Raw genomic sequence first — 23,683 nt, forward strand, 5'->3', positions numbered from 1 at the left:
TTCAGATCCGGGCCTGTACGAGCGCGTGGGCGCCGCTGACCCGCCACTTCTGGTGCGGTTCGGCGGCGTCCAGTGCGTCCCGGGTGGACGGCTCGATGCCCGTGATCACGTCGCACTTGAGTGTGCGCAGCGCGACCACCGGGTTCGGCCAGTACGCGGTGCACTCGGCGAACGACGTGGTGGGCTCCCACAGGCGGTCCCCCACCAGGCGGCGGTAGTTGAGGTCACCCTTGAGCACGGTGAGCGTCGTCGCCGCGAACTCGGCGCGCAGGTCGTCGGGCATCTCGGCGTACGGCAGCGGCGCGCAGGAGAAGGGGTGTGCGCGGAGGGCGATCCGGCCGTCCCCCAGCGCCGCCCAGATCCGCCCGCCGGCCTCGGCCGCCGCGCCGCCCGCCCGGTACAGCCGCCGCACACAGTCGACGACATCGGCGGTCATGGCGTCCGAGACGTAGTACGGGTACGGCTTGAGCTGCACGGTCACGCGTGCCACACGGCCGTGTGCGAGCAGGTGGTCGACGAGCAGCAGGTCGGCGAGGAGTTCACGCCCCGCGTTGTCCGCGACAAGACTCAGCGTGGCGCCGCCTCCCCGCGGCAGCGCGGCCCAGAACGCCTCGGAGTCGTCGGCGACGAGCTGGGGGTCGGCGCCCGGTTCGGCGCCGTCGGCGGTGACGCGGAAGCCGAGGTCGGCGCGGTTGCCCCAGAGCGACCCGAGCAACAGCCCGCGCTCCTGCTCCGCCAGGGACACGGAGCCGAGCCAGTCGACGGCACCCAGCTCGGCGTCGGTCTCGGGGGTGTCGAGCTCGGCCTGCTTGAACGGCCGGAAGGGATCGACGCCCTGCCAGGACCCTTGCCCGAAGTAGCCGACGGCGTCGAGGAGTTGGCGGTAGAAGTAGCTCTCCGCCCACAGGAACGGCGCGTCGAACCACGACGTCCCGAACCATTCGCTCCCCCACGCGTCCCAGCGCTCCCGGTCGTGCGCCTCTTCGCCCAGCGGCTCGATCACGCCGTCCGCCGTGTTCCGCAGGAGCGCGTCCAGGGCGCGGTGCTGCTCGGGTCCGTACGGAAAGGCGGCCCGCACCTTCTCGATGAGCGCGGGGTGCCGCTCGGCGAGGACACTGCGCGCGAAGGAGCCGGGTACGTTGCCGTGGATGACGGGGGCGGGTGAGGTGTGCGGCATCGGTGGTGGGTCCTTCACGGGGTGGGGCGGGGCGGGTTTTCGACCCTAGCCGTAGTGGACGAGGGTCGTGGGCACCACGGCGCGCCGCGCGGCGGCCGGGGTGCCGCCCTGTCCGCCGCCCGCCGCCGCGCGCTCACCGAGCCGCGAGACGAGCAACCGGCCCGCCTCCTTGCCGAGTTCGTCACTGTCGTACGCGGCGATGGTCAGCGGCAGGCCGAGGACGTCGGCGAGTTCGAAGTCGTCGAAACCCGCGAGCGCGGTGGCGGCGCCCGCGGCTCTGATGGCGCGGAAGGCGCCGATGGTGTTGCGGTTGTTGGAGCAGAACAGCGCGGTCGGCGGCTCGGGAAGGGCGAGGAGATCGGCCGCGGCGCGGGTCGCCTCGGCCGTCTGCTGCTGTCCGAGGCGTACGTAGTGCGGCTCGCGGTCGATGCCCGCCTCGGCGAGCGCGTCGGTGAAGCCGCGCAGACGTTCCGCGCCCGTGTAGACGGCAGGTGGCGAGCCGAGGAAGCCGATGCGGTGGTGTCCTGCGTCGAGGAGTGTCCGGGTGACGGTGCGGGCGCCGCCGTGGTCGTCGACGAGAACGCAGTCGGCGTCGAAGCCGTTCGGGGGGCGGCTCGCGACGACGACGGGCACGCCACCGGCCGCGGCGGCGGCGAGATGGCGCTGGTCGTCGTCGGCGGGCACCACGATGATGCCGTCGACGCGGCGGGCCACGAGGTCCTCTACGAGTCCGCGCTCACTGTCGAGGTCGTGTCCCGTGTTGCCGATGACGGTCTTCAGTCCGTGCCCGCCGACGACGGCGTCGACGCCGAGGGCGAGCCGGGAGTAGAAGGGGTTGGCGAGGTTGGTGACGACGAGTCCGACGAGGCCGGTGCCGCTGCCCAGGCGCAGACTGCGCGCCATCTCGTTGCGCCGGTAGCCGAGTTCGGCGGCCGCGGCGCGCACCCGTTCCGCGGTGGCGGGCAGCACCTTGGGGTCGTCGCGCAGCACACGCGAGACCGTCATGGCGCTCACCCGCGCCCGCTGTGCGACGTCCCGCACCGTGGGATGCGGGTCCTTGGCGGCACCGGCCGCGGACGTGCCCAATGTCTCCCCCTTGCCGGTCCTCGTGGTGGCTACCACCCCGGCCCTGTTCGGTTTCCGTCCCGGGCCACGACCGCGCGCGCCGCGCCCAGCAGCGCCGCGTCACCGGCGAGGGCGGCGGGGCGCATCGCACGAGTATGCCGGGTGGGGTGCCGCAGGTTCACGTCGGCCGCGTCGGGTGTCCAGCCGCCCTTGGCGAGTCCCGTGTGCAGCGCCGGTGCGACGAGGTCCCAGGAGCCTGCCATCGAGCCGCCGACGACGAGGGCGGTCGCCTCGAACGTGGCGAGGCGCGGGCCGAGGACAGCGCCGAGCGTCCCGAACGCCTCGTCCAGGACGCGGCGGGCGGTCCGCTCCCCGGCGCGGGCCCGCTCGGCGATGTCGCGCACGTCGATGCCCCGCTCGCCGTACCGGGCCACCAGGGCGCGGCGGGACACGGACTCCTCCAGCGGCCCGCCGTCGACGGACGTCAGGTCCATACGGCCCTCGGGCGGAACTCCGGGGCCGTGGTCGAGGATCCGGCCGTCGGCGACGAAGGTCGAGCCGACGCCCGTGCCGAGGGTGATACCCACGACGCGGGTGTGCCCGATGGCGGCTCCCACCGCGCACTCCCCCAGCAGGAACGCGTGCGCGTCGTTGAGGAAGGCGATGCCGCCCGGCCGCCGCGCCATTCCGTCGACGAGCGCGGCCCGCACGTCCACCCCGTACAGCGCCTCGAACTTGCCGACGCCCCTGAACAGTCCGATGCCGCGTGCGTAGTCGAAGGGACCGGGCAGGGCCATGCCCCAGGTGGTCCCCGCGGGGGTGTCCAGGGCGTCGGCGCAGCGGCACACCGCGCCGAGGATGTCCTCGGCGCGGCCGTGCGGGTCGAGTTTCCTGTGCGTGCGCCGCTCGACGCTGCCGTCCGTCAGGTCGACGAGGCCGGCGGTGACATGGGTGCCGCCGACCTCGATGACCGGGATCACCGGACGAGCGCCTTCACGACCCGTACGGGGCCTCCGTCGGCCGCGCGCAGCCGGTACCGGCCGACGGCGGCGGGCACGGTGAGTGTCTCCGCGTGGGCCAGTTCGTGGGTGTCACCGGCCTCGGTGTGCAGGGTCACGCCGTCGCCTTCCACCACGTTCAGTACGTGGAAGCGCCCCGCGGTGTCGTCCTGCGCCTCGGCGCCCGCGTCGAGCGCGTACCTCCTGACCTCGTAGAACATCTCGTCGAGTGCGCCGATGACCTCCTCGCGCCAGCCGTCGCCCTGGCGCAGGGTGCGCGGTTGCTGGACGAGGTCGCGGGCGACGGCCTCGCCGCGCCGTGTGGTCTCCAGGTTGGCGAAGCCGTGTTCGTACGGCAGGGGGCGGGGGTTGCCTTCGGCGTCGGGCCTGAGCCAGTCGTAGAAGCGCAGGCTGTAGAGGTACGGGGTGGCGCTGATCTCCAGGACCAGATTGCCGGCGCCGCTGGCGTGTGGGGTGCCTGCCGGGATGAGGAACAGCCGGCCCTGTTCGGCGGGGAAGGCGTGGACGTGGTCCTCGACCTCCATGGGTGTGCCCTGGGTGGCTGCCGCCTCGACCTGCTTGCGGAAGGCGTCGACGTCGGTGTCCTCGCGCAGGCCGAGGAACACCTTGGTGTCGGGGCTGCCGATGGTCATGTAGTACGTCTCGTGCTGGGTGTAGTGCCAGCCGAACTTCTCGCGCATGTACGTCTCTTGGGGGTGGCAGTGCAGCGAGAGGTCGCCGCCCCCGACGGTGTCGAGGTAGTCGAAGCGGATGGGGAACGAGGTGCCGAAGCGGGCGTGTACCTCCTCGCCGAGGACACGGTCCGGCTCCAGTGCGCACATCAGCTGGAACGGCACCTCGACCTGGTCCTGCGGCCCGGTCCCGACGAGGATGCCGGCCTCGGGTGCGATGAGTTCGTAGCCGAGCGCCGTGTTGCGTGCTCCGGGGTTGAAGCCGAGTTCGTGCTGCGCCCAATGCCCGCCCCAGGGCGTGGAGTTGAAGAAGGGGCGGGTGCGCACGGGCCTGCGGGCGAGTGCGGTACAGGTCGCGCGCAGGCCCGGACCGTCGAGCCATGTCGGGTTGTCGGGATCCTGGACGTCGAGCCAGCCGTCGAGGCGCGGCGCGAGGGTGTCGCGGTGCCGGTCGAGCATGGGCCAGTCGGTGTAGAAGAGCCGCCGCAGGTCCGGCTTCTCGCCGGGGAGGCCGAGGTTCGTGCCCGGGGTGCCCGCGACGGTGGCCGCCTCCGCGTACCGCTTGGGCACGTCGGCGTACCAGAGCAGGTCGTGTGCGACGAGCGCGGCGCCGGGCCCGTACACGACGAGGAGTCCCTCGGTGGGGGCTTCGGGTGTGGGCACCGTGTCGAAGAGGTCGTCGATCGGGTTCTCGGCGAGCTTGCGGAAGTAGGGGTCGTCCGCACCCTCCGGGTGGCCGACGCGGGCGCGGATCCGTGCGGGTGGCGCGTAGTGGTCCCGTACGTCGAGCAGGGTCGCGCCCGACAGGTGTGCGGCGAGCGCGCCCCAGTCGACGGACGGCGGCCCGTCGATGGCCAATACGGCTGACGCTGACGGGAGTTGAGCCGCCACCCGCTCCCAGCCGGCCGCGAGGACGGCGTCGGGAGCGGGGGCGTAACGCGGGTCGTGCCGGTACACAGAGTCTCCTTTACGCAGAGGTGAGCCGCGTCGGCGTCACCCACGCCGTCAACGTCGGAAGAGCACCGCGATGGTGCCGAACGCGGGGACGTCGACGGTCACCTCACCGGTGTCAAGCGCCAGTTCGTCCCCTGCCCGGCCGTGATAGTCCGCGAGCCGCGCCGAGGCCACAGGGAAGTGCGCGCGCACCGGGCAGGCGACGGGCTCCTCGGCGAAGGACTGGAGGCGCAGCAGCACGGCCCCTTCGGCGTCCGGGGTGGTGGCTCCGACGAGTCGTACGCGCGGGTCGCCGACGGTCGCGAAGGTCAGCTGGTCGGCGGCGTCCGCGCTGACGGCCCCGCGGGCCCGTACCGCGTGCAGCGGTCGTGAGGTGCCGGCGGCGGTGCGCGGGCCGAGTCCTTCGATGTCGGCGCCGGTGGCGCAGGACAGCGAGTACCGGAAGGTGAACTCGAAGGCCTGCTCGCTGGGGAAGTTGGTGTCCCACAGGTTGTTGTGGATCCACGAGTAGACGGTGGCGGGTTCGTCGTGGTTCATCGTCTTGGGGAACGGCGCGTACGGCAGGGCGATGTTGCCGAACTGGACGAGCGGCGCGTCCTGCGTGGCCCAGCCGACGGCGAGTTCGTCGTCCCGGAGCGTGATCCAGCGGCGTACGGCCCGCATGTGCAGGGCGGAGCCGGGGACCACGGGGAGGTCGGTGCCGGTGGCGCCGCCCGAGGCCTCCATGCGCACGGTGGGTGTCTCGAAGGCGAAGGGGAACGCGAAGTAGGCGCTCTCCTTGCCGAGGGTGGCGTCCTTGTCGACCTGGTTCTCGATGTCGAGGCGGCCGATGCCGTGCGGCAGCGTGAGCGTGGTGCGCACCCGATTGGCGCCCGGCGGGCGGGTCTCGTACGTGAGGGTCTCGGCGGTGGCCGTGGTGCGGCGGGCGATGAGCGCGGCGGGCGGGGCCACGGACCGGTTGCCGAGGTGTTCCAGGCGGTCGGAGGCGGTGGTGCGGCTGGAGTTGTGGTTGAAGCCTCCGGACGTGGTGTATCTGTCGTGGATGTAGGCGTTGAAGCCGGTGATGGCGTCGGCGCGGACGAGTTCGCGGCCGGTCGCCCTGTCGATGACGGAGGCGACGCAGGCGCGGGCCAGGTCGACGCGGACGGTGAGGTGTTCGTTCTCCAGGAGCAGCGGGTCGGTGTGGGCGTGGGCCGCTGCGGCGGTGTCGGCGGGGTTCTCGCGCTCGCTGCCGCCGGTGGGGTTCCAGCCGGTGGCGGCCTTGACGGCGGTCGTCCCCTCGGAGGCTTCGCCCGTGGTGTCGGCGGCGCGGATGTCGAGTCGTACGGAGCCGGCGGCAGGAACGTCGTCGACGCGGACGAGGAGGAAGCGGCCCGCGTCGCGGTGCTCCTCGTTGGCCTGCGGCCGCTCCTCGTGCGTCAACGCGGCGCCGGTGCGGGCGTCGTGGACGGTCACGGTCTGTTCGAGCGGGACGCTCGACTCGGGGAGGAAGATCTCGGCGACCTCGGTGCGCGGCCAGGAGCAGGTGTTGACCACGTGGTACGCGGCCGGGGTGTCCGCTGGCCGGGCGAGGCGCTGGCCGAGGCGGGCGTTCGCGCGGTTGAGGAGGGACTGGCCGTCGTCGCGGGCCCGCACGGCCTGTCCGTACTTCCAGTGCCACTGCTGCTCGCCGGAGTGGCCGTGGTCGTGGCCGTGGGTCCAGGGGTCGCCCGCGCCCCAGGTGTGTTCGTCGAAGAGGGACACCGCCTCGTACACACCGGCCGAGTCACGTGTGTCGTCGGCCGCTCCGGGGGCGCCGAGGACGCCCGCGAAGGTTCCGAGGGTCTGCGCGTCGGCGACGACGGACTGGGCGGTGCGGGCCATCGACAGCGGGTGGGCGCCGGAGCCGACGCCGTCGACCCACCAGTCCGTCCAGTCGCCCTCGAAGGTCTGGATCTCGTCACCGAGCCGGTTCTCGGCGTCGGTGAAGAAGTCCTCGTTGCGGGACAGCCGCAGCTGCGGGTAGGCCCAGGTCTCGTTCCATCGGCGCACGGTGTCGGCGATGATGCGGCGCGGCGGCGCGTTGTCCCCGAACTTGCCCTGGACGCGCAGGTGCAGGATGTCCCACGGGTAGGGCTCGCGCTTGATCTCCCGCTCGTCCATGGCCCAGCCGAAGACACCACCGCGGTACGGGTACGGATGGGAGGCGAGGGAGGTCAGGTAGGCGGGCAGCAGGTCGTCGACGGAGGAGTAGTCGGTGTCGAAGCCGAGCAGCGGGCCCTCCATGTAGGCGAGGCCGTGCGGGGTGTCGGTGACCCAGACGAGCACACTGTTGCCGCTGGGCGCCTGCCAGCGGAACAGGCGCGGCAGCTTCTCTCCGCCGACCAGGTGGGGCACGGAGCGCCCTGCCCAGTTGTGCGCCACCGACAAGTACTTGACGCCTGCCGCGCTGAGCGCGTCGATGAGGCCGACGACGTGGCCGGGCACGTCGGTCTGCATGGCCGAGGTGAAGTCGACACCGTGCTCGTCGCGCACCTGGTGGGCGAGGCGCAGCAGTTCGTGCAGCTCGTCGGTGGAGCAGGTCTCGCTGTGCAGGTTGAACGGCATCGCGGTGAGCTCGATGCGGCCTTCCCGCACGCGTCGTACGAACTCCTTGACCTGCTCGGCGGGGCGGGCGTCCGCCCACTGCTGGAAGGAGAGCAGTGACTCGACACACCAACGGAACTTGGATTCGGGCTCCCAGTCGTCGGTGGCCTGTGTCAGTTCCAGGCAGGAGTCGAGGAACGAGAGGTGTTCGGCGAGGACGCGGCCCTGCGGGTCGGTGTAGCCGATGTCGAGGTGCGAGTGGTGGACGAGGTGGATGGTCCACTCGCGCTGCGGGGTGAGGGTGACGTCGATGCCGTCGCCGTCCGTCGACGCCACGGTGACGCGCTGCGCGGTGTCGACGGCGGGCAGCAGCAGGCGTACGGAGCCGTTCGGCCCGGCGATGCGCTCAGCGGGCAGCGCCGTGCCGGACTCGGTGCGTACGGTGAGTTCGGCCGGTATCGCGGCGCCGTTCACCGCCTCCACGCGCAGCGACTGCAGCAGTCCGCCGTCCTGCGCGCGGCGCATCAGTGGTTCGACGGTGAGCCTCAAGGGGCCGCCGGACAGGCTGCCTTCGGCGCTCACGACGGAGCCGCGCAGGCTCTCCCGGATGCGGTCGTTGTCCCAGTCGGTGGTGCGGACGAGGGCCCGTGTGGTCATGCGGACTTCTCCAACTCTGGGTGCGGGTGCGGGGGTTCAGCGGGTGGCGGCGGTGACACCGCGCAGGAAGAGACCGCGGAACGTCAGGAAGACGACGAGGGTGGGCAGGGAGACGATCAGCGCGCCCGCCAGGATGACGGGCGGACCTGACGAGGCGTAGGCGTTGTTGAGGCCGGTGAGGGCGGCCATCACCGGCTGGACCTCGGGGCTGCGGCTGAGGGTGATGCCGAACAGCAGGTCGTTCCAGACCGCGGTGAACTGGAAGATGAACGCGGCCGCCAGGCTGGAGCCCATCAGCGGCACATGGATGCGCCAGAAGATCCGCCGGAACGAGGCACCGTCGATCATCGCGGCCTCGGTCACCTCGGGCGGCATCGTGGTCATCTGGTTGCGGATGAGGAAGAAGGCGAAGGGGATCGACCACGCCACGTAGATGAGCATGAGGCCGAGCCGGGTGTCGTAGAGGTTGCCGTCGGCGTACATGCCGAACAGCGGCGCGAGGAACATCTGCAGCGGGAAGAGGGTCCCGGAGTAGATGAGCCAGAACCAGAAGGTGGGCCTCGGGATCGGCAGCACCACGACGGCGAACGCGGCCATGGCGGCGACGAGCACGGCGGCCGCCCCGCACACCACCGCGTACAGCAGGGAACTGGCGAAGCTCTCGCCGATGCCCGCGTCGGTCCAGGCGGTCACGAGGTTGTCCCACAACGCGAATCCGTTCGGCGTCCAGTCCGCGTTTCCGCTGTACGAGCCGACGGGGGTCAGCGCGTTCACGACCAGCAGGTACAGAGGCACCAGCCAGAGCACCACGCAGCCGGCGACGAAGAGATTGCGGAAGGTCTTTCCCACGGGTGTCACTCCTTGTCGAACGGCTCGGGTCAGCGCGGGGACGTCTCGGGCAGCTGCCGGCGCAGATACAGCCACGAGGAGGCGACGACGATGACGGACAGGACGAGGGCGATCGCGGAGCCGTAGCCGATGTGGAAGAGCCGGAAGGCCTCGCGGTACATGGTCAGTGCGAGGGTCTCGGAGGAACGGGCCGGGCCGCCCTGGGTGAGGACCCAGATCATGTCGAAGGCCTTGAGGCTGTTGACGATGGCCATGCCGACCACCACCACTGTCACGGACCGCAGTTGGGGCAGCGTGATGTGCCGGAACATCCGCCAGCCCCTCGCCCCGTCGAGTTCGGCGGCCTCGATGGTCTCGCGCGGGATGGCGCGCAGGCCGATGGCGAAGAGGACGACGTTGAGTCCCGTGGCCTGCCAGGTGCTGGCCACGATCATGGAGAGGGTGTTCTGCGGCCACTCCAGGAGCCAGGCCTGGGCGAGCGAGCCGAGGCCGATGGCGTCGAGGACCTGGTTGAGGGAGCCCTCCGAGGTGAGGATGAACTTCCACAGCACGGCGGTGGCGGCGCCCGAGACCGCGTACGGCAGCACGATGACGGTCTGCGCGATGAGCCCGAAGCGCATCCGGTGTGTGGCCACGGCGATGGCGAGTCCCGCGAGGACCGGGAGCAGCAGGGTGCCCGCCACCCACATCACGGTGTTGAGCAGCGAGCGGCCGAAGATGGGGTCGGCGGCGAGCCGCGTGAAGTTGTCGAGGCCTGTGAAGTGGCTGGTGAAGCCGTTGTCCTCGAAGAAGCTGCCGTAGATGCTGCGCAGGAACGGGTAGACGAGGAGTACGCCCACGAACAGCAGGGCGGGCAGCGCCCACGGGACCCCGGAGAGCGGGCCGCCGAGCCGGCCCGTGCCCTTCCCGCCGCCACCCGCCTGATGGGGTGTGCGGGTGGGGATCCGACGGCGGGGCGGTGTCACCCTGGTGGCTTCGACGGGCGCGGTCGTCCGCACGGTCTCGGTCATGCCGCCTCCGCCTCCCGCCACACCGGCCATGCCTCGTCGGCGCGGTCCTGCATGGTGCGCAGCACCGACCGGTACGAGGACGGGTTGATCAGGGCGGCGGCGAGGTCGTCGACCGTGGACTCGACGAGTTCGGGCGGGCCCAGTTCCCAGAAGCGGTTGAGCTTGCGGGCCTTGGTCTCGCGCACGGTGCGGGTGACACCCTCGATGGTCACGTTCGCGGGCGGGACCGCCGGGTTGGGGCAGCCGTCCTGGAGCGCGTGCGAGAAGGCCTTCATGACCCGCGGGTGTGTCCAGGCACCCGCGGCGCGCAGCGCCTCCGCGCGGTCGGGTCCGCGGACCGTGCACACCAGGGCGCTGCTCTCGAAGACCACGGCGGGGCGGACGCGGGTGTTCTGCATCGGCAGGACGAACGCGTCGACGTTCTTGCCGGGTTTGCCGCCGACGCCCGCGAAGGTGCCGCCGAGCCATGACCCGCAGGCCACCATGCCGACCTTGCCGTGCACCACACGCGCGGCGGCCATCGAGTGGTCCATGTCCAGGGACGTGAACCAGTGCTTGTCGGCGAAGGATCCGATGGTGCGCATGGCCTGCTGGGCGGGCTCGTCGGTGTAGCGGGCGCGCCCGTTCAGCAGGTCCTCGTAGAACCGCGGGTTCTGCCGGGTGAGGATCTCCTGGAACCAGATGAACGCGGGCCACCGGCCGGCCGTCGTCGCGTGCAGCGGTGTGATGCCCGCGCGCTTGAGGCGGTCGGCGGCGTGCAGGAAGTCGTCCCAGGTCTCCGGCTTCTTGAGGCCGTTGGCCCGGAAGACATCCGGGTTGTAGAAGAAGACGTAGTAGGCGAGGTTCATCGGCAGTCCGTAGACGCGTCCCTTGTAGCTGAGCGCGTCCCGCAGGGCCGGGTCGGCCCAGCCCTTGCGGACGGCGCCCGCCCAGTGGTCGGACAGGTCCTCGATGCCGCCGGTGCGGGCGAGGTCCTTCAGCCGGTAGCCGGACCAGTACTTGAGCATGTCCGGTGTCTTGTTGGTGCGCAGCGAGGACTTGACGACCTGCTCGAAGGATTCCAGGGACGGGATGACCTCGGGCACGAGCTCGACCCCGTCGACCTTGCGCATGGCCTCCCCCGCCGCCTTGATCGGCGGCGCCCACGTCTGGTTGTCCCCGTGCAGGGCCACCTTGCCGGGAGGCTGCCCGGAGGCGGTGCCGCACGCCGTGAGGAGCGGCGCCGACGCGGTGGCGACGGCGCCGGCGGCGGCCGCCCGCAGGAGGGCGCGTCTGCCGGGCCTCGCGGCCGGAACAGCTGGACCGTTGGACGGGTGACGGCCTGTCATGGGGCGGCTCCCTCAAGCGGACTCAAGATCGTGTTATCGATAACACGCGATGCCGGGAGCATGGCGCCTGCACGCGCGGGGCGTCAATGGGCGCGTCAGGGCGAATCTTTGGGCGGGGGTGTGACGTGGTGTTCCCGCGCGAATTGGCGTGGGTCGACGGAGGGGCGTCTGCGGCGGGGCGTCCGCGGCGGGGGCGTCCGGCGACACACCAGAGCCGGACATGCCGCGCGGGGAACGGGCGGCATGTCCGGCTCTGGTGGCGGACGGCTACTTCGGCTACTTCGGCTACTTGCGCAGGGATTCCCCGGGCTCCGGGGACCGATCCACCGCCTCGTCCGCCAACTCCCCCGACCCCACCCGGCTGTTGCGGCGCCCCCACACCACGTAGATGACAAGGCCCACCGCCATCCACGCCAGGAACCGCACCCAGGTGATCAGCGGCAGGCTGCCGACGAGGAGCAGGCACAGGAGCAGTGCCACGACGGGGACGACCGGGACCCATGGTGTGCGGAAGCCGCGCGGCAGGTCGGGGCGGGTACGGCGCAGGTACATCACGCCGACGCAGACGACCACGAACGACGTCAGCATGCCGATGTTGCCGAGTTCGGCGAGGTCCTGGATGGGCAGGACCGCCGTCATGAAGGCGACCATCAGGCCCAGCGTCCAGGTGATGCGGCGCGGGCTGCGTGTGGCCGGGTGGACGTGGGAGAACCATTCGGGCAGCAGTCGGTCGCGGCTCATCGCGAGGAAGACCCGGCTCTGCCCGAGCAGCATGATCATGACGACGGTGGTGAGCCCGCAGATGGCGCCGATGCCGACGACGCGCACCGCCCAGTCCGCACCGACGGAGGCGAGCGCGGCGGTCACCGGGGCGCCGGTGTTCAGATGCGGATACGCGCGCATGCCGGTGATGACGAGGGACACGGCGACGTACAGGGTGGCGCACACGGCCACGGTCGCCATCAGGGCGATGGGGAGCGTGCGTTGGGGCCGCTTGGCCTCTTCCGCGTTGCTGGCCATGATGTCGAAACCGGAGTACGCGCCGAAGACGATCGCCCCTCCGGTGAGGATGCCCGCGAAGCCGAACGTGGCGTTGGTGCTGATGCCGGCCCAGCCGAGCAGCGGCTGCTCCCAGAAGTCGCCGTCACCGCCCGGCGGGCGCGAATCGGGGATGAAGGGCGACCAGTTGGCGACGTCGATGTGGAACACGCCGACGCACAGGAAGACGACGATCGCGGCCAGCTTGACGAGCGTCATGACCGTGTTCACGCGGGCGGTCGTGCGGACACCGGAGGACAGGATCGCGGTGAGGACGAGGATGATCAGGACGGCCGGCACATTGACCACCGCGTCGGGCCCGACGATCGACGACGGCAGGTGCACACCGAACGTGGCGAGGAAGTCCGCGACGTACTGGGACCACCCACTGGCCACCGCCCCCGCGCCCATCGTCATGTCGAGGATCAGGTCCCAGCCGATGAGCCACGCCACCAGCTCACCGAGCGAGACGTACGCGAAGGTGTACGCGCTGCCCGCGACCGGCACGGTGGACGCGAACTCCATGTAGCAGAGGGCCACCAGGGCGGAGGCGATGGCGCCGAGCAGGTAGGACAGGGCGATGGCGGGACCCGCGTAGTTGGCGGCCGCGGTGCCGGTGAGCACGAAGATGCCCGCGCCGATCGTGACACCGACGCCCATCATGGTGAGCTGGAGCGGCCCCAGGGTACGGGCGAGCCGGGTCGTGGGGCGTTCGGCGTCCCGCAGGGTCGCCTCGATGGATTTGGTGCGCACGCTGACTGGTCCTTCGAGCGGGGTCGTGGGTTACGAGGCGGTCGTGGCCAGTGCCGTGGGCAGTTGGTCGGCCAGGTACGCGTAGTCCTTGCGGTCGTTGTAGAGGTGTGCGGACAGGCGGAGGAAGCCGCGGCCGTTCCAGGTCGTGACGGCCGTCTCGCAGCCGATCGTGTCGGCGAGGTGGCGTTGCAGCGCGTGCGCGGCGTCCTGGTCGGCCGCCACACCCTCGGGCAGCGGCACGAGGCGCATGGCGGGGGCCGGGCTGCCGCCGACGGAAGCGGTGTCCACGCCCAGCGCGTCGGCGAGCAACTGCTGGGCCTCCCCGGCCAGTTCGGCCATGTCGCGGCGCGCGGCGTCCCAGCCGAAACGCTCCTCGACGAAGTCCAGGGAGCGCGGCGCCGCGAGCCACGGCGCGAGGTCCACCGTGCCCTGCTGGTCGAATCGCTGAGGGAACGGGAACGGCGCGCCCCAGGAGTCGGTCAGCGGGAACAGCCGCTGCGCCCGGTCGCCCCGTGCCACGAGGGCCGCCGTGCCGCGGGGCGCGCAGGGCCACTTGTGCAGGTTGCCCACCCAGAAGTCGGCGTCGCCCGCGTCGGCGAGGGGGTCGGCGAGCATGCCCGGCGCGTGCGCTCCGTCGACGAGCACGAGGGCGCCTGCCGCGTGGGCGTGCGTGACGATGTCGGCGACGGGGAAGAGGCGGGCGGTGGCGGAGGTGACCTGGTCGACGACCACGAGGGAGGTCGGCGCGCCGGTGTCACTGAGAGCGGCGGCGAAGAGCGCGCCGATCTCCTCGGGTGTCGCGTCGAGCGGGATGTGCAGGGTCCGTACGTGCGCGCCCGCACGCTCGGCGGCCCGTGCCACTCCCATGGTGACGGCGCCGTACGAGTGGTCCGTCAGCAACACCTCACTGCCCGGCGGCAGTTCGAGCGATCCCAGCACCGTGCTGACCCCGGCGCTGGCGTTGGGCACGAGCGCGAGTGTGTCCCGGGCGACGCGCAGGTATCGGGCGATGTCGGTGCGGGCCCGCGCCACGCGCTCCGGGAGTCCCCGGAACCACCGGCACGGGTTGGACTCCATCTCCGTGCGCAGCGCCCTCAGTTCGTCGAGGGTGACACGGGGCACGGCGCCGAAGGAGCCGTGGTTGAGGTGGCGTACGTCGGGGTCGAGGGCCCAGGCGTCGAGGGGGTGGGAAGGCATGTCACTCCGCGAGTCATCCGATGACTGTGTCCGAACGGGTAGTACCCGCAGGACCGTAGGCGGTAAATTGCGAGCTGAACAGGGGGTGGTTCAGAATCGCGCGAATCTTCCTCACGGCCTTTGACTGGATTCATCAGACGACTCCTCGGACCATGCGAGGGCAAAGGGGGCATACCGATGACGGCGACCGACACGGCGGCGGCGGGACTGCGGGCGATGATCGCGAGCGGGGAACTGGCCGCGGGCGCTCGGCTGCCGCCGGAGCCGGACCTGTGCGCCCGACTCGGTGTGTCACGCGGCTCGCTGCGTGAGGCGGTGCGCTCGCTCGCGGCGCTCGGGATGCTCGAACCCCGGCACGGCGCGGGCACGTTCGTCTCCGCGCTGCGTCCGGCGCACATGCTGGCGGGCTTCGCCGCGATGGTCGACGTACTCTCCCTGGACGGCATCCTGGAACTCTTCGACACCCGCCGCGCCGTGGAGTGCCAGGCCGCCGCACTGGCGGCGGCCCGCGCCGACGGGCAGGTGATCGCGCGGCTGCGGGAACTCCAGGCACGCCTGAGCGCGACCGAGGACGAGGAGGAACTCCACGACCTGGACCACGAGTTCCACACAACGATCTGTGCGGCCTCCGGCAACGAGACGCTGGCCGCGCTCGCCGGCGTCCTGCGCTCCCGGGGCCGCCACTACAACGTGTACGGCTCCTCGCAGGGCACAGCGGTGCGCGCCGCGAGCGACCAGGGGCACGAGGCGCTCATCGACGCGCTGGCCGCCCACGACCCCACCTCGGCGGCAGCGGCCGCCGGCGCACACCTCACCCGGACGGAGAGGTGGCTGCGGCAGCTGCGCCCGGAGCCGCAGCCGGGCTGACGCCGGGGTCGAGCGGGACGAGGCAGCCGCCGAGCGCGCGGAGTCCGACGGTGTCCCCGGGGCGGGCCGTCAGCGGCGCGCGATGAGCGACCAGGCAGCGGGTGCCGTCGGCGAGGCGGACCGCGCTGGTGCGTCCCCTGCCGTGGTACGTGGTGCGCTCCAGGGTCCCCTCCCAGTGGCACTCGGTGTGACCGGACTCCACCATCGTCAAGTCCTCCGGTCGCACAGCCAGTTGACGGCGCTCTCCGGTCCCGTGCCCGCCGTCGGTGACCCCGGGCAGCGGCCTGGCGGACGGCAGGTCGGGCACGAAGCCCGTCGGTGTGCACCGGCCTTCGATCAGCGTGACCTGGCCGACGAAGGACGCCACGAAAGAGGTCGCGGGGCGCTCGTAGATGTCGGACGGCGAACCGACCTGTTCGATACGGCCGTTGTTCATGACCGCGACGACGTCGGACATCTCCAGCGCCTCCTCCTGGTCATGGGTGACGTAGACGGCGGTGATCTGGGCCTCGCGCTGGAGGGTGAGCAGTTCGTGGCGCATGTCGACGCGCATCTTCGCGTCGAGGTTGGACAGCGGCTCGTCGAGCAGCAGCACGGTCGGGCGCAGCGCCAGGGCGCGGGCCATCGCCACACGTTGCTGCTGGCCGCCGGAGAGCTGGCCGGGGAAGGCGTCGGCGCGCTGGGCGAGGCCGACCTGGTCCAGGGTCTCGTGCACACGGCGGGCGATCTCGGCCTTCGACAGCTTGCGGAGCTTCAGTCCGTACGCGACGTTCTCGCTCACCCGCATCTGCGGCCACAGCGCGTAGTTCTGGAACACGAATCCGACGTCCCGCTTCCACGGCGCGACGGCCGCCACGTCACGGTCCCCGAAGCGCACCGAACCGCTGGTCGCCGTCTCGAACCCGGCGAGGATGCGCAGCAGTGTCGTCTTCCCGCAGCCGGAGGGCCCGAGCAGGGTGGTGAAGGACCCGGCGGGGACGGACAGGTCGATGCCGTCCAGCGCGAGGTGCTTGGGGAACTGCTTGCGGACACCGGAGATGGTGACGCCCACGGAGGCGCCGGAAGCGGGCAGGTCTGTGGCCATGGTGGGTGGGATCCCGTCAGGAGGTTCTGAGGTCGGAGAAGCGGCGCCGGACGAAGTACAGGGGCACGTAGACGCTGACCATCAGGACGACGGTCATCGCGGAGGCGACGCCGAACGGGCTGCCGGGCTGCACCGCGTTGTTGAAGATCACGACGGTCATCGTGACGAAGGGGACCGCGTAGACCATGATCGTGGCGCTCAGTTCGGTGATCATCTGGAGGAACGCGACGGTGCCTCCGGAGACCACGGCCGGCCGGATCGCGGGCAGCGTCGCCTGCCGGAACGCCCGCAGCGGCTTGGCCCCCACACTGATCGCGGCTTCTTCGAGGGCCGGGTGCACCTGGGTCATGGCGGCCTCGACCGACTTCATGAAGTACGGCAGGCGCCGGGTCAGATAGACGAGCACGATGATGGTCGCCGTCCCGGTGAGGATGAGCGGCGCGCTGTTGAAGCTGAGGATGAGGCCGATGGCCAGGACGGTGCCCGGCAGGATGTACGGGATCATCACCATGACGTTGAGCGCCGGGGCGAGCACCCGGTAGCGGCGGCGCACGGTGATGTAGGCGGTGAGGACGCCGACGAGGATGCAGAGCACGCAGCCGATGCCGGCGAGGACGAAGCTGGTGAGGATCGTGCCCAGGTCCTCGGCGAACAGCTGCCGGTAGTTGGCGAGGGTGGGCGTCCACGTCAGGATGCCGGTCCGCCAGGTCAGGAAGCTGGTCCCGATGACGACGAGGTGGGGCACGAAGGAGAGGAAGAACACGAGGCAGAGCCAGCCGGTCATGAGGAGCTTCTGGGCCCGGCCGACCGGCTGGAGCGGCCGGGTGCGCACGCCCACCGACGCGTAGGTCCTGCGCCGCAGCGCCCACTGCTGCACGGCGAGGGTGGCTCCGGCGACGGCGAGCATGACCAGGCTGGCGGAGGAGGCGAGGGCGGGGTTGGTGCTGACCTCGCTGAGGAACTCGTTGTAGACCTGCACCGGCAGCATGCGGTAGCCGCCGCCGATGATGAGCGGGGTGCCGAAGTCCGCGAAGATCTTCATCGCGGCGGTGTAGAAGCCGGTGACGAGGGCCGGAACGGCGAGCGGCAGGATGATGCGCAGCCGCGTGCGCCACGGGTTGCTGCCGACGCTCGCGGCGGCCTCGTCGAGGCTCGGGTCGATGGACCGGAAGGTGTCGTAGGCGATCAGGAACGTCATGGACTGGGTGGCCCAGATCGTCACCCAGATGATGCCGCCAGGACCGATGATGGTGTCGAACGGCAGCGGGACGACATCGGTGAGGATGCCACCGCGTCCCAGCAGCATGACCCAGGCGTACGCGCCGAGGAACGGCGGCGAGACCGTCGCCATCGTCGCGAGGGTGAGAAAGAGACTGCGCCGCGGCAGGTCGTACTGGGCGAGGAGGTACGCCGCCGGGATCCCCACGAGGCAGGACAGCAGCCCGGCGGCGAGGGACACGACGACCGAGTGCCACAGGGCCTCGGTGAAGCGGGCGGTCGTGAAGAACTCCGCGAAGTGCGCGAGGGTCGCTCCGCCGTGCCCGTCGCTGAACGCGGCCGTCACGATGCGCAGTTGGGGCAGCACGATGATGGCGAGCAGCAGCAGGGTGAGCAGGACGGCGATGAGGACCCAGATGCCGGGGCGGCGGCGCGGCCGTCCGGCGGCGGCCGTGGTCCGCTGCTCGGGCGGGGTGTCGGTCGTGGTCATGTGATGTTCCGCGCCCCGCCGTTACTTGGCGCCCGACGCGTCGTCGAACGTGTCGAGCACCTTCGACTGCTCGCTGACGAACTCCTCGGGCGACGTGGCCAGATGGAGGCTCTTGCCCTCGGCGAGGCCGGTCGGTGCGGGCAGGTCGGTGCGGGCGGAGCGGCGGCCGACGGCGTCGCTCATGACCTGCTGTCCCTTGGCGGACATGAGGTAGTCGACGAAGGTCTTCGCGTTGGCGGTGTGCGGCGCGTCCTTGATGACGGCCGCGGCGCCGATCTGGTTGGAGACGACGTCGGTCGGATAGATCAGCTTGAGCGGTGCCTTGGCCTTCACCCAGGCGTTGCCCAGGTCCTCGTTGATGAAGGCCACGGGGAACTCGCCGTTGCGGACGCCTTTGAACATGGCGTCACTGCTGTCGGTGACCTTGGCGTTGGGGAGGAACCTGTCGACGTAGTCCCAGCCGTACTTGCTCACCATGGCGGCGAGGACCGAGTAACCGGTCCCGGAGGAACGGGGGTTGGCGAATCCGATGCCGCCCTGCTTCTTCCACTTCGGGTCGGCGAGGTCCTTCATCGTCTTCGGGTGGTCGGCCGGGTTCTTCACGCGGTCGGTGTTGACGGCGATGGCCTGGTAGAGCAGGTCAGTGGCGTGCCACTGGTGCTTGGGGTCGGTGGCCACCATGTGCTTGTCCTGGCCGAGTTCGGCCGCGGCCCAGATCCCCTTGCCCGCGACGGCCTTGTAGTTCTCGACGGACCCGCCCCACGCGACGTCACCGAGAGGGTTGGCCTTCTCGCCCTGGATACGGCTCATCAGCGGGCCGGTGCCGGAGATCGCGGTGAGCGTCACCTTGATGTCGGGGTGGGCCTTCTCGAAGGCCTTCACGATGGGGCGCGTCACCTCGGGCCCGGAGGAGGTGTAGACGACGAGTCCCTTGCCGTCACCGGATTTCTGCCCGCCGACGACGGAGCTGCACGCGGTGAGGGCGAGCGCGGTGACGGCGAGGACACAGACACGTACGGATCTCATGCGGAGTGCCTTTCTGCTTCCCGCGGGGACGTGGCGGCGACCCACACGGGGTTGGAGACGGCGAGCGAGGAGGCGTGCGAGCGATTGCACGAGGCCCAGAAGTAGGGGTCGTCGCTGGAGGCGTGCAGCTCGGCGCGGTAGTGGCCGGGGAGCGGGCGCGGGTCGGTGACCCGGATGTGCGCGGGCCCCGCGGCCTCCACCGGTTCCATGTGCCAGAGCAGTCCGCCGCGCAGGATGAACAGCACGGCGGGGCGAGGTGTGTCGAGCTCTACGTCGAGGTGGACGGGCCGGCCCGGGGACACGGGCACCGTCCCGCCCATCCCGCACTCCCCGGCATCGGTCCGGGCGGAGAGCCGCAGCCCGGCCCCGCGCGACACATACGCCTCGCCCGCCCGCAGCGCGCCGATGATGCCTTCGCGGCTGCGCTCCGCCCGTACGACGGTGGTGACTTGGCCCATCCGGTGTTCGGGCTTCTGGGGGTGGTGGCAGTCGGTGCCGGCGACGCCGGTGACGCGGTGCCCCGAGCCGAGCAGCCGGTCCCACAGTCCGACGGCCGCGTCGTTGTTGGCGCCCTGGCCGAAGTTGTCGATCTCCAGGAGGTCGACGTCGTCCCAGGTGTGGTCGTCCCTGCGCCACGCCTGGCGGCCGCTGAAGGGGTGGTTGACACCCACGAGCCCGTCCTGGGCATGCACGTCGCGGGCGGCGTCGGCGAAGTCCCAGCCGTCGGCGTCGACGTACGTGCCGGGCCAGCGGGACAGGCCGTGCAGGTTGGCGTGGCCGAAGTGGGAGGTCAGCTCGATGGACCGGAGCAGGACGAGTCCTTCGGCGGCTCCCTGCTCCTCCAGGCGCGCGAGTTCCGCCCAGTGGCTCGACGTGAAGTGGTCGCTGACGGCGAGGAAGTCGAGGCCGGCGGCGCGCGCGGCGTCGAGGAGGGCGGGGAGGTCGGCGGAGCCGTCGCTGTGCAGGGAGTGCGAGTGGAGCTCGCCGCGGAGCCAGGTGGGTGACGACGACGGGACCGGTTCCTCGCGCTCAACTCCCGTACGCGCTACGGCGGTTACAGCACCACGGAGGCCCGCATCGGCCACGTACACCCGCAGCTCGTAGCTCCCGCCCTGCGTGAACCGGTCGAGGTCGATGCGGATGGTCCACTCGCCGGCCGGCAACGGCCCCGGATGGCACCCGAGGTCGGCGTGCCCCTCCCCCACCTCGAAGGACAGTCGTCGGGGCCCGGGATCACCGGGGCACTGCACGTGGCCGCGCAGGAACCCGTCGGGGTCGAGGGCGGCCGCGTAGAGCTGGAAGCAGTCGGTGACCTTCTCGAAGTCCAACTCGACGCGGAGCGTGCCGACGCCCTCCGGGAGGGCGAGGACACGGTCCAGATACTGCTCCGTGATCGACGCGGGGTCGATGGTGCGGGTCTCCCGCAGAACACGGCGGCTGCTCACCCGGCCTCCTTGAAGCGCACCACGAGCGCCACCGGCCCGGGCGATCACCCCGGCTGCGCAGACTCGCTCACCAACTTGCAAGAACGTGCGCATAGTTGAGCATGCTTCGTCGCGACGCGCCAGCGAGTGCGCAGGATTGTCCGGTGGGATCGCTACGGGGTGAGGGACGCCCCCAGCGCGCTCGCGTCCACGGCCTCCGCCAGGCCGAGTACCGACTCCTCCAGCACCCGGGCCCGGTCCGCGGGGAGCGCCCGCGCGGCGAGACCACGGAACTTCTCCCGGACGGCCGCTTCGGTGAGCGGGTTCCCCGGTGAGCCACTGGGTTCGTCGACCCGAAGCGACCAGCGTCGCCCGTCAGTGCTGGTCACGGTGACGACCGGCTCCCCGTCCGCCGGCATGGCGTCGTCCACCTCCAGTTCGACGCGCTCCATGGCGGCGTGCGACGAAGCCCCACCCCTGCTGTCGCCGACGTAGGCCTCAAGTCCCGCATGGCCATGGGTGATGACGGCGGCCAGCGCACAGGGGAGGCTGAGCTGCGCCGCCGCCAACGTCGTGGCCTCACGGCCCCCGCACATGCCGTACAGGAACGGGCTCATGCTCACGTGGACGGTGGCGATGTCGTCCGCGTGCAGTGTGTGGTCGGCCATGATGGCGAGCAGGGCGTCGACCGACGAGTGGGTGCCGCGGCACGAGGCGTACGGCTTGAGGGAGCTGCGCATGATCTTCCAGTTCCGCCCCAACTCCGCGGTCAGCGCGCCCGGTTCGGCCGCCGCCCCCGCGTAGGTGGCGAGCGCACCGCCCCAGGTGTCGTCGAAGACCGCCGACGGGCCCGTCATCCCTGCTGCCGCCATGCGCGCCGCGAGCAGGCCGCTCTCGGCCGCGCGGCCCGCGTGCAGCCGCTTGGTCATGGCTCCGTCGTGGACGAAGGCCCAAAGACCCGCGCTGCCGCTGGACGCCAGGCCGAGGGCCGCCTCCGTCTGCCGGACGGTGAGGCCGAGGACATGGGCGGCCGCGGCCGCCGATCCGAAGGGGCCGCAGGTCCCGGTGGAGTGCCAACCGGCTCCGTTGTGCGCCTCGTAGCCGCCGAACGCTTCGAGCATCCGACGGCCCACGTCGTACCCGAGGACGATCGCGGTGAGCAGCCGGGCGCCACTCACCGGAGCGGGCGCGGCGGCGACGGCCGCGAGCGCGGCGGGCACGACGACCGCGCCCGAGTGGTCGCATCCGCCGGTGTCATCGACCTCGTAGGCGTGACTGGAGACGCCGTTCACCAGGGCCGCGGCCCGTGGTGTCAGCCGTTCGCGCGTCCCCCACACCGGGGTTTCGCCACGTTCCCCGCCGAGCACCGAGAGGGCGATCGCGGTCTCCTCGCTGTGTGCGCCCGCGAGGCCGGCCCCGAGGGTGTCCAGGAGGTGGAGCGTCGCCTTGCGCGTGGTGGCGTCCGGCAGCTGGTCGTACGTGGTGTCGGTGACCAGGCGGGCGAGCCGGGTGAGTGGGCTCGGTGTCATACGGCGGGCTCCCCTTCCGCCCGGAGCCGGGCGAACAGGTCCGCCGGGTGGCCGGGGTCGTTGTCCGGGTGGTTCGTCCGCCACCAGTCGGCGATCCGCGAACCGGTCGTGATCCACACGTCGGGGTGGGCCTGGATGTGTGTGATGAGGTCCCGCACGAGTCCGATCCTGCCCGGGGTCCCCGTCACCTCCGGGTGCAGCCGCAGGACGTAGCAGAGCCCGAAGCGGTGGTGTGCCGTGAACTCCTGTGTCCAGTTGCCGAGGACGTGCGCGTAGGAGGCGATGCGTGACTGGCCCGTGGGGAAGGGCGGTTCGAGGTTGAAGAAGAAGTACTGGTGGTCCTCCATTTCGTACTGGACCGGGATCTCGACGACACCGTCCGTACCGGGGTGGAGGTAGGGCAGGTCGTCGCCGGGTGACGAGGAGGACCAGTCGAGGCCCGCGTCGGCGAGGTGGGAGCCGAGCCCCGGCTTCCATTCCCCGGCTGGGGTGCGGAAGCCGCGCACGGGTGCCCCGGTGACCTGCCGCAGCCGGTCGGCTCCGTCGCGCACAGCGCGTATCTGCTCGTCGAGCGTCAGGGGCTGGAAGTCCTCGTGCGCGTCTCCGTGGCAGGCCGGCTCGTGTCCGGCGGCGGTGATGCGGCGCACTGCTTCGGGGTGCCGCTCCGCGTTGCGTCCCGGCACGAACCACGTGGTGGGAACGGCGAGTTCGTCGAACAGAGCGAGCAGTCGGTCGATGCCGCGGTCGGTGCCGTAGCGGCCGACGGACAGGGTCTTGCCGCGGTCCGCGATGGCGGGCGAGCCGCTGAGGAGGGCGAGGTCGGCATCGTGGTCGACAGTGATCATGACGGCGGCGCGGGCGCCGTTCGGCCACCGGCCGTGGGTGTCGCTCACGCGGCGGCCACCTCCGTCCCCTGCCCGCTCTCGATCCACCAGTCGGCCACGTCGTGGCAGGTCGCGAACCAGACGTCGTCGTGTGCGCGCATGTGGTCGATGAGTTCCTCCAGGAGCAGCAGGCGGCCGGGGCGCCCCGAGACCTTCGGGTGGAAGAGGGTCGTCAGGCAGAGCCCTTCGGCGCGGTATCCGTCGAATTCGCGCTTCCAGTTGTCGAGTGTCAGCGCATAGCTCGCGATCCGGTCCTGGCCGCCGGGGTAGTCGGGGTTGCGGTGGTAGGCGAGGAAGGCGTAGTCGTCCATGTCCCAGCGGGCCGGTATCTCCACGAGTTCGGTCGTGGCGCCGTCGAGGGTGTGCCGGTACGGGCGGTCGTCGCCGCGCATCGAGCTGGAGTAGCGGAAGCCGCGCTCGCGCAAGATGCGCGGGGTCTCGGGGTGCCAGTCGCCCGACGGGGAGCGGAAACCGGTGGCCTCGACGCCGAGGACGTCGCGGAACACCCGCTGACTGCGGGTGATCACGGCGTGCTGTTCGTCGACGGTCAGGTCGTAATAGCACTCGTGCCGGTAGCCGTGGTGGGCGACCTCGTGGCCGCGCTCGACGATGGCGCGGCAGGCCTCGGGCCAGTGCTCCACCACCCACGCCGGGGCGAAGAAGGTGGCGGGGGCCCCGGCGTCGTCGAGGAGGTCGAGCAGCCGGGGCAGCGCCCGGTGGGGTCCGTAGCCGCCGAGCGCGAAGTAGCCGGGCCGGTCCCACAGGGTGCCGTCGAGCATGGCGCCGCCGGTGGGTCCGTCCAGGTCGAAGGCGAGGGCGACCGCGGCGCGGTGCCCGTGCGGCCAGCGCGGCGGGCTCGGATCGACAGGGGTGTGCAT

Annotated in this window: 18 protein-coding genes; 1 reads left to right on the forward strand and 17 read right to left on the reverse strand. The window is 71.4% G+C overall.

The features are described from left to right. Position 1: 1 nt before the first annotated feature. From ACFYWS_RS00360 to ACFYWS_RS00405, 10 genes are all read right to left on the reverse strand, one after another. Positions 2-1,177: a damage-control phosphatase ARMT1 family protein gene (locus ACFYWS_RS00360; protein WP_389267860.1), complete on the reverse strand. Its 1,176-nt coding sequence runs from the start codon at positions 1,175-1,177 to the stop codon at positions 2-4. Positions 1,178-1,222: 45 nt separating this feature from the next. Then, positions 1,223-2,182: a LacI family DNA-binding transcriptional regulator gene (locus ACFYWS_RS00365; RefSeq protein WP_389269423.1), complete on the reverse strand. Its 960-nt coding sequence runs from the start codon at positions 2,180-2,182 to the stop codon at positions 1,223-1,225. 110 nt (positions 2,183-2,292) lie between these two features. Then, on the reverse strand, positions 2,293-3,222 hold the full coding sequence (locus ACFYWS_RS00370; RefSeq protein ID WP_389267862.1) for an ROK family protein: 930 nt from the start codon (positions 3,220-3,222) through the stop codon (positions 2,293-2,295). Beyond that, positions 3,219-4,889: a class I mannose-6-phosphate isomerase gene (locus tag ACFYWS_RS00375; RefSeq protein ID WP_389267864.1), complete on the reverse strand. Its 1,671-nt coding sequence runs from the start codon at positions 4,887-4,889 to the stop codon at positions 3,219-3,221. The genes ACFYWS_RS00370 and ACFYWS_RS00375 overlap by 4 nt, the downstream gene beginning before the upstream one ends. Positions 4,890-4,937: 48 nt before the next feature. Beyond that, positions 4,938-8,108, reverse strand: a complete 3,171-nt coding sequence (locus tag ACFYWS_RS00380) for an alpha-mannosidase (protein ID WP_389267866.1) — start codon at positions 8,106-8,108, stop codon at positions 4,938-4,940. Between the two features lie 36 nt (positions 8,109-8,144). Next, positions 8,145-8,957, reverse strand: a complete 813-nt coding sequence (locus tag ACFYWS_RS00385) for a carbohydrate ABC transporter permease (protein ID WP_389267868.1) — start codon at positions 8,955-8,957, stop codon at positions 8,145-8,147. A gap of 29 nt (positions 8,958-8,986) precedes the next feature. Then, the gene (locus ACFYWS_RS00390) at positions 8,987-9,967 is read right to left on the reverse strand and encodes a carbohydrate ABC transporter permease (protein ID WP_389267870.1); all 981 of its coding nucleotides are present in this window, start codon (positions 9,965-9,967) and stop codon (positions 8,987-8,989) included. Beyond that, positions 9,964-11,295, reverse strand: coding sequence for an ABC transporter substrate-binding protein (locus ACFYWS_RS00395; protein ID WP_389267872.1), 1,332 nt, complete (start codon positions 11,293-11,295; stop codon positions 9,964-9,966). Before ACFYWS_RS00395 ends, ACFYWS_RS00390 begins: the two co-directional genes overlap by 4 nt. A 285-nt stretch (positions 11,296-11,580) precedes the next feature. Beyond that, a complete protein-coding gene (locus tag ACFYWS_RS00400; protein WP_389267874.1) occupies positions 11,581-13,086 on the reverse strand; it encodes an APC family permease in 1,506 nt (501 codons plus the stop codon). 30 nt (positions 13,087-13,116) lie between these two features. Next, the gene (locus ACFYWS_RS00405; RefSeq protein WP_389267876.1) at positions 13,117-14,283 is read right to left on the reverse strand and encodes an aminotransferase class V-fold PLP-dependent enzyme; all 1,167 of its coding nucleotides are present in this window, start codon (positions 14,281-14,283) and stop codon (positions 13,117-13,119) included. A gap of 177 nt (positions 14,284-14,460) precedes the next feature. On the opposite strand from ACFYWS_RS00405, the gene ACFYWS_RS00410 reads away from it, so the two are divergent. Beyond that, positions 14,461-15,150, forward strand: coding sequence for a FadR/GntR family transcriptional regulator (locus ACFYWS_RS00410; protein ID WP_389267878.1), 690 nt, complete (start codon positions 14,461-14,463; stop codon positions 15,148-15,150). On the opposite strand, the gene ACFYWS_RS00415 is transcribed toward ACFYWS_RS00410, so the two are convergent. The 7 genes from ACFYWS_RS00415 to ACFYWS_RS00445 form a co-directional block, all read right to left on the reverse strand. Continuing rightward, positions 15,095-16,234, reverse strand: a complete 1,140-nt coding sequence (locus ACFYWS_RS00415) for an ABC transporter ATP-binding protein (protein ID WP_389267880.1) — start codon at positions 16,232-16,234, stop codon at positions 15,095-15,097. The two genes, ACFYWS_RS00410 and ACFYWS_RS00415, sit on opposite strands and share 56 nt — an antisense overlap. Positions 16,235-16,250: 16 nt before the next feature. After that, positions 16,251-17,942, reverse strand: coding sequence for an ABC transporter permease (locus ACFYWS_RS00420; protein WP_389267882.1), 1,692 nt, complete (start codon positions 17,940-17,942; stop codon positions 16,251-16,253). Positions 17,943-17,963: 21 nt separating this feature from the next. Further along, positions 17,964-18,968 carry an extracellular solute-binding protein gene (locus ACFYWS_RS00425; protein ID WP_389267884.1) on the reverse strand — a complete coding sequence of 335 codons (1,005 nt, stop codon included), beginning with the start codon at positions 18,966-18,968 and terminating at the stop codon, positions 17,964-17,966. Beyond that, on the reverse strand, positions 18,965-20,413 hold the full coding sequence (locus ACFYWS_RS00430) for a CehA/McbA family metallohydrolase (RefSeq protein ID WP_389267886.1): 1,449 nt from the start codon (positions 20,411-20,413) through the stop codon (positions 18,965-18,967). The genes ACFYWS_RS00425 and ACFYWS_RS00430 overlap by 4 nt, the downstream gene beginning before the upstream one ends. A gap of 152 nt (positions 20,414-20,565) precedes the next feature. Next, positions 20,566-21,921, reverse strand: a complete 1,356-nt coding sequence (locus tag ACFYWS_RS00435) for an MmgE/PrpD family protein (RefSeq protein WP_389267888.1) — start codon at positions 21,919-21,921, stop codon at positions 20,566-20,568. Further along, the gene (locus ACFYWS_RS00440; RefSeq protein WP_389267890.1) at positions 21,918-22,814 is read right to left on the reverse strand and encodes a polysaccharide deacetylase; all 897 of its coding nucleotides are present in this window, start codon (positions 22,812-22,814) and stop codon (positions 21,918-21,920) included. Before ACFYWS_RS00440 ends, ACFYWS_RS00435 begins: the two co-directional genes overlap by 4 nt. After that, positions 22,811-23,683, reverse strand: a complete 873-nt coding sequence (locus ACFYWS_RS00445) for a polysaccharide deacetylase (protein WP_389267892.1) — start codon at positions 23,681-23,683, stop codon at positions 22,811-22,813. Before ACFYWS_RS00445 ends, ACFYWS_RS00440 begins: the two co-directional genes overlap by 4 nt.

It is taken from the genome of Streptomyces sp. NPDC002795, assembly GCF_042888725.1.
Lineage (GTDB): Bacteria > Actinomycetota > Actinomycetes > Streptomycetales > Streptomycetaceae > Streptomyces.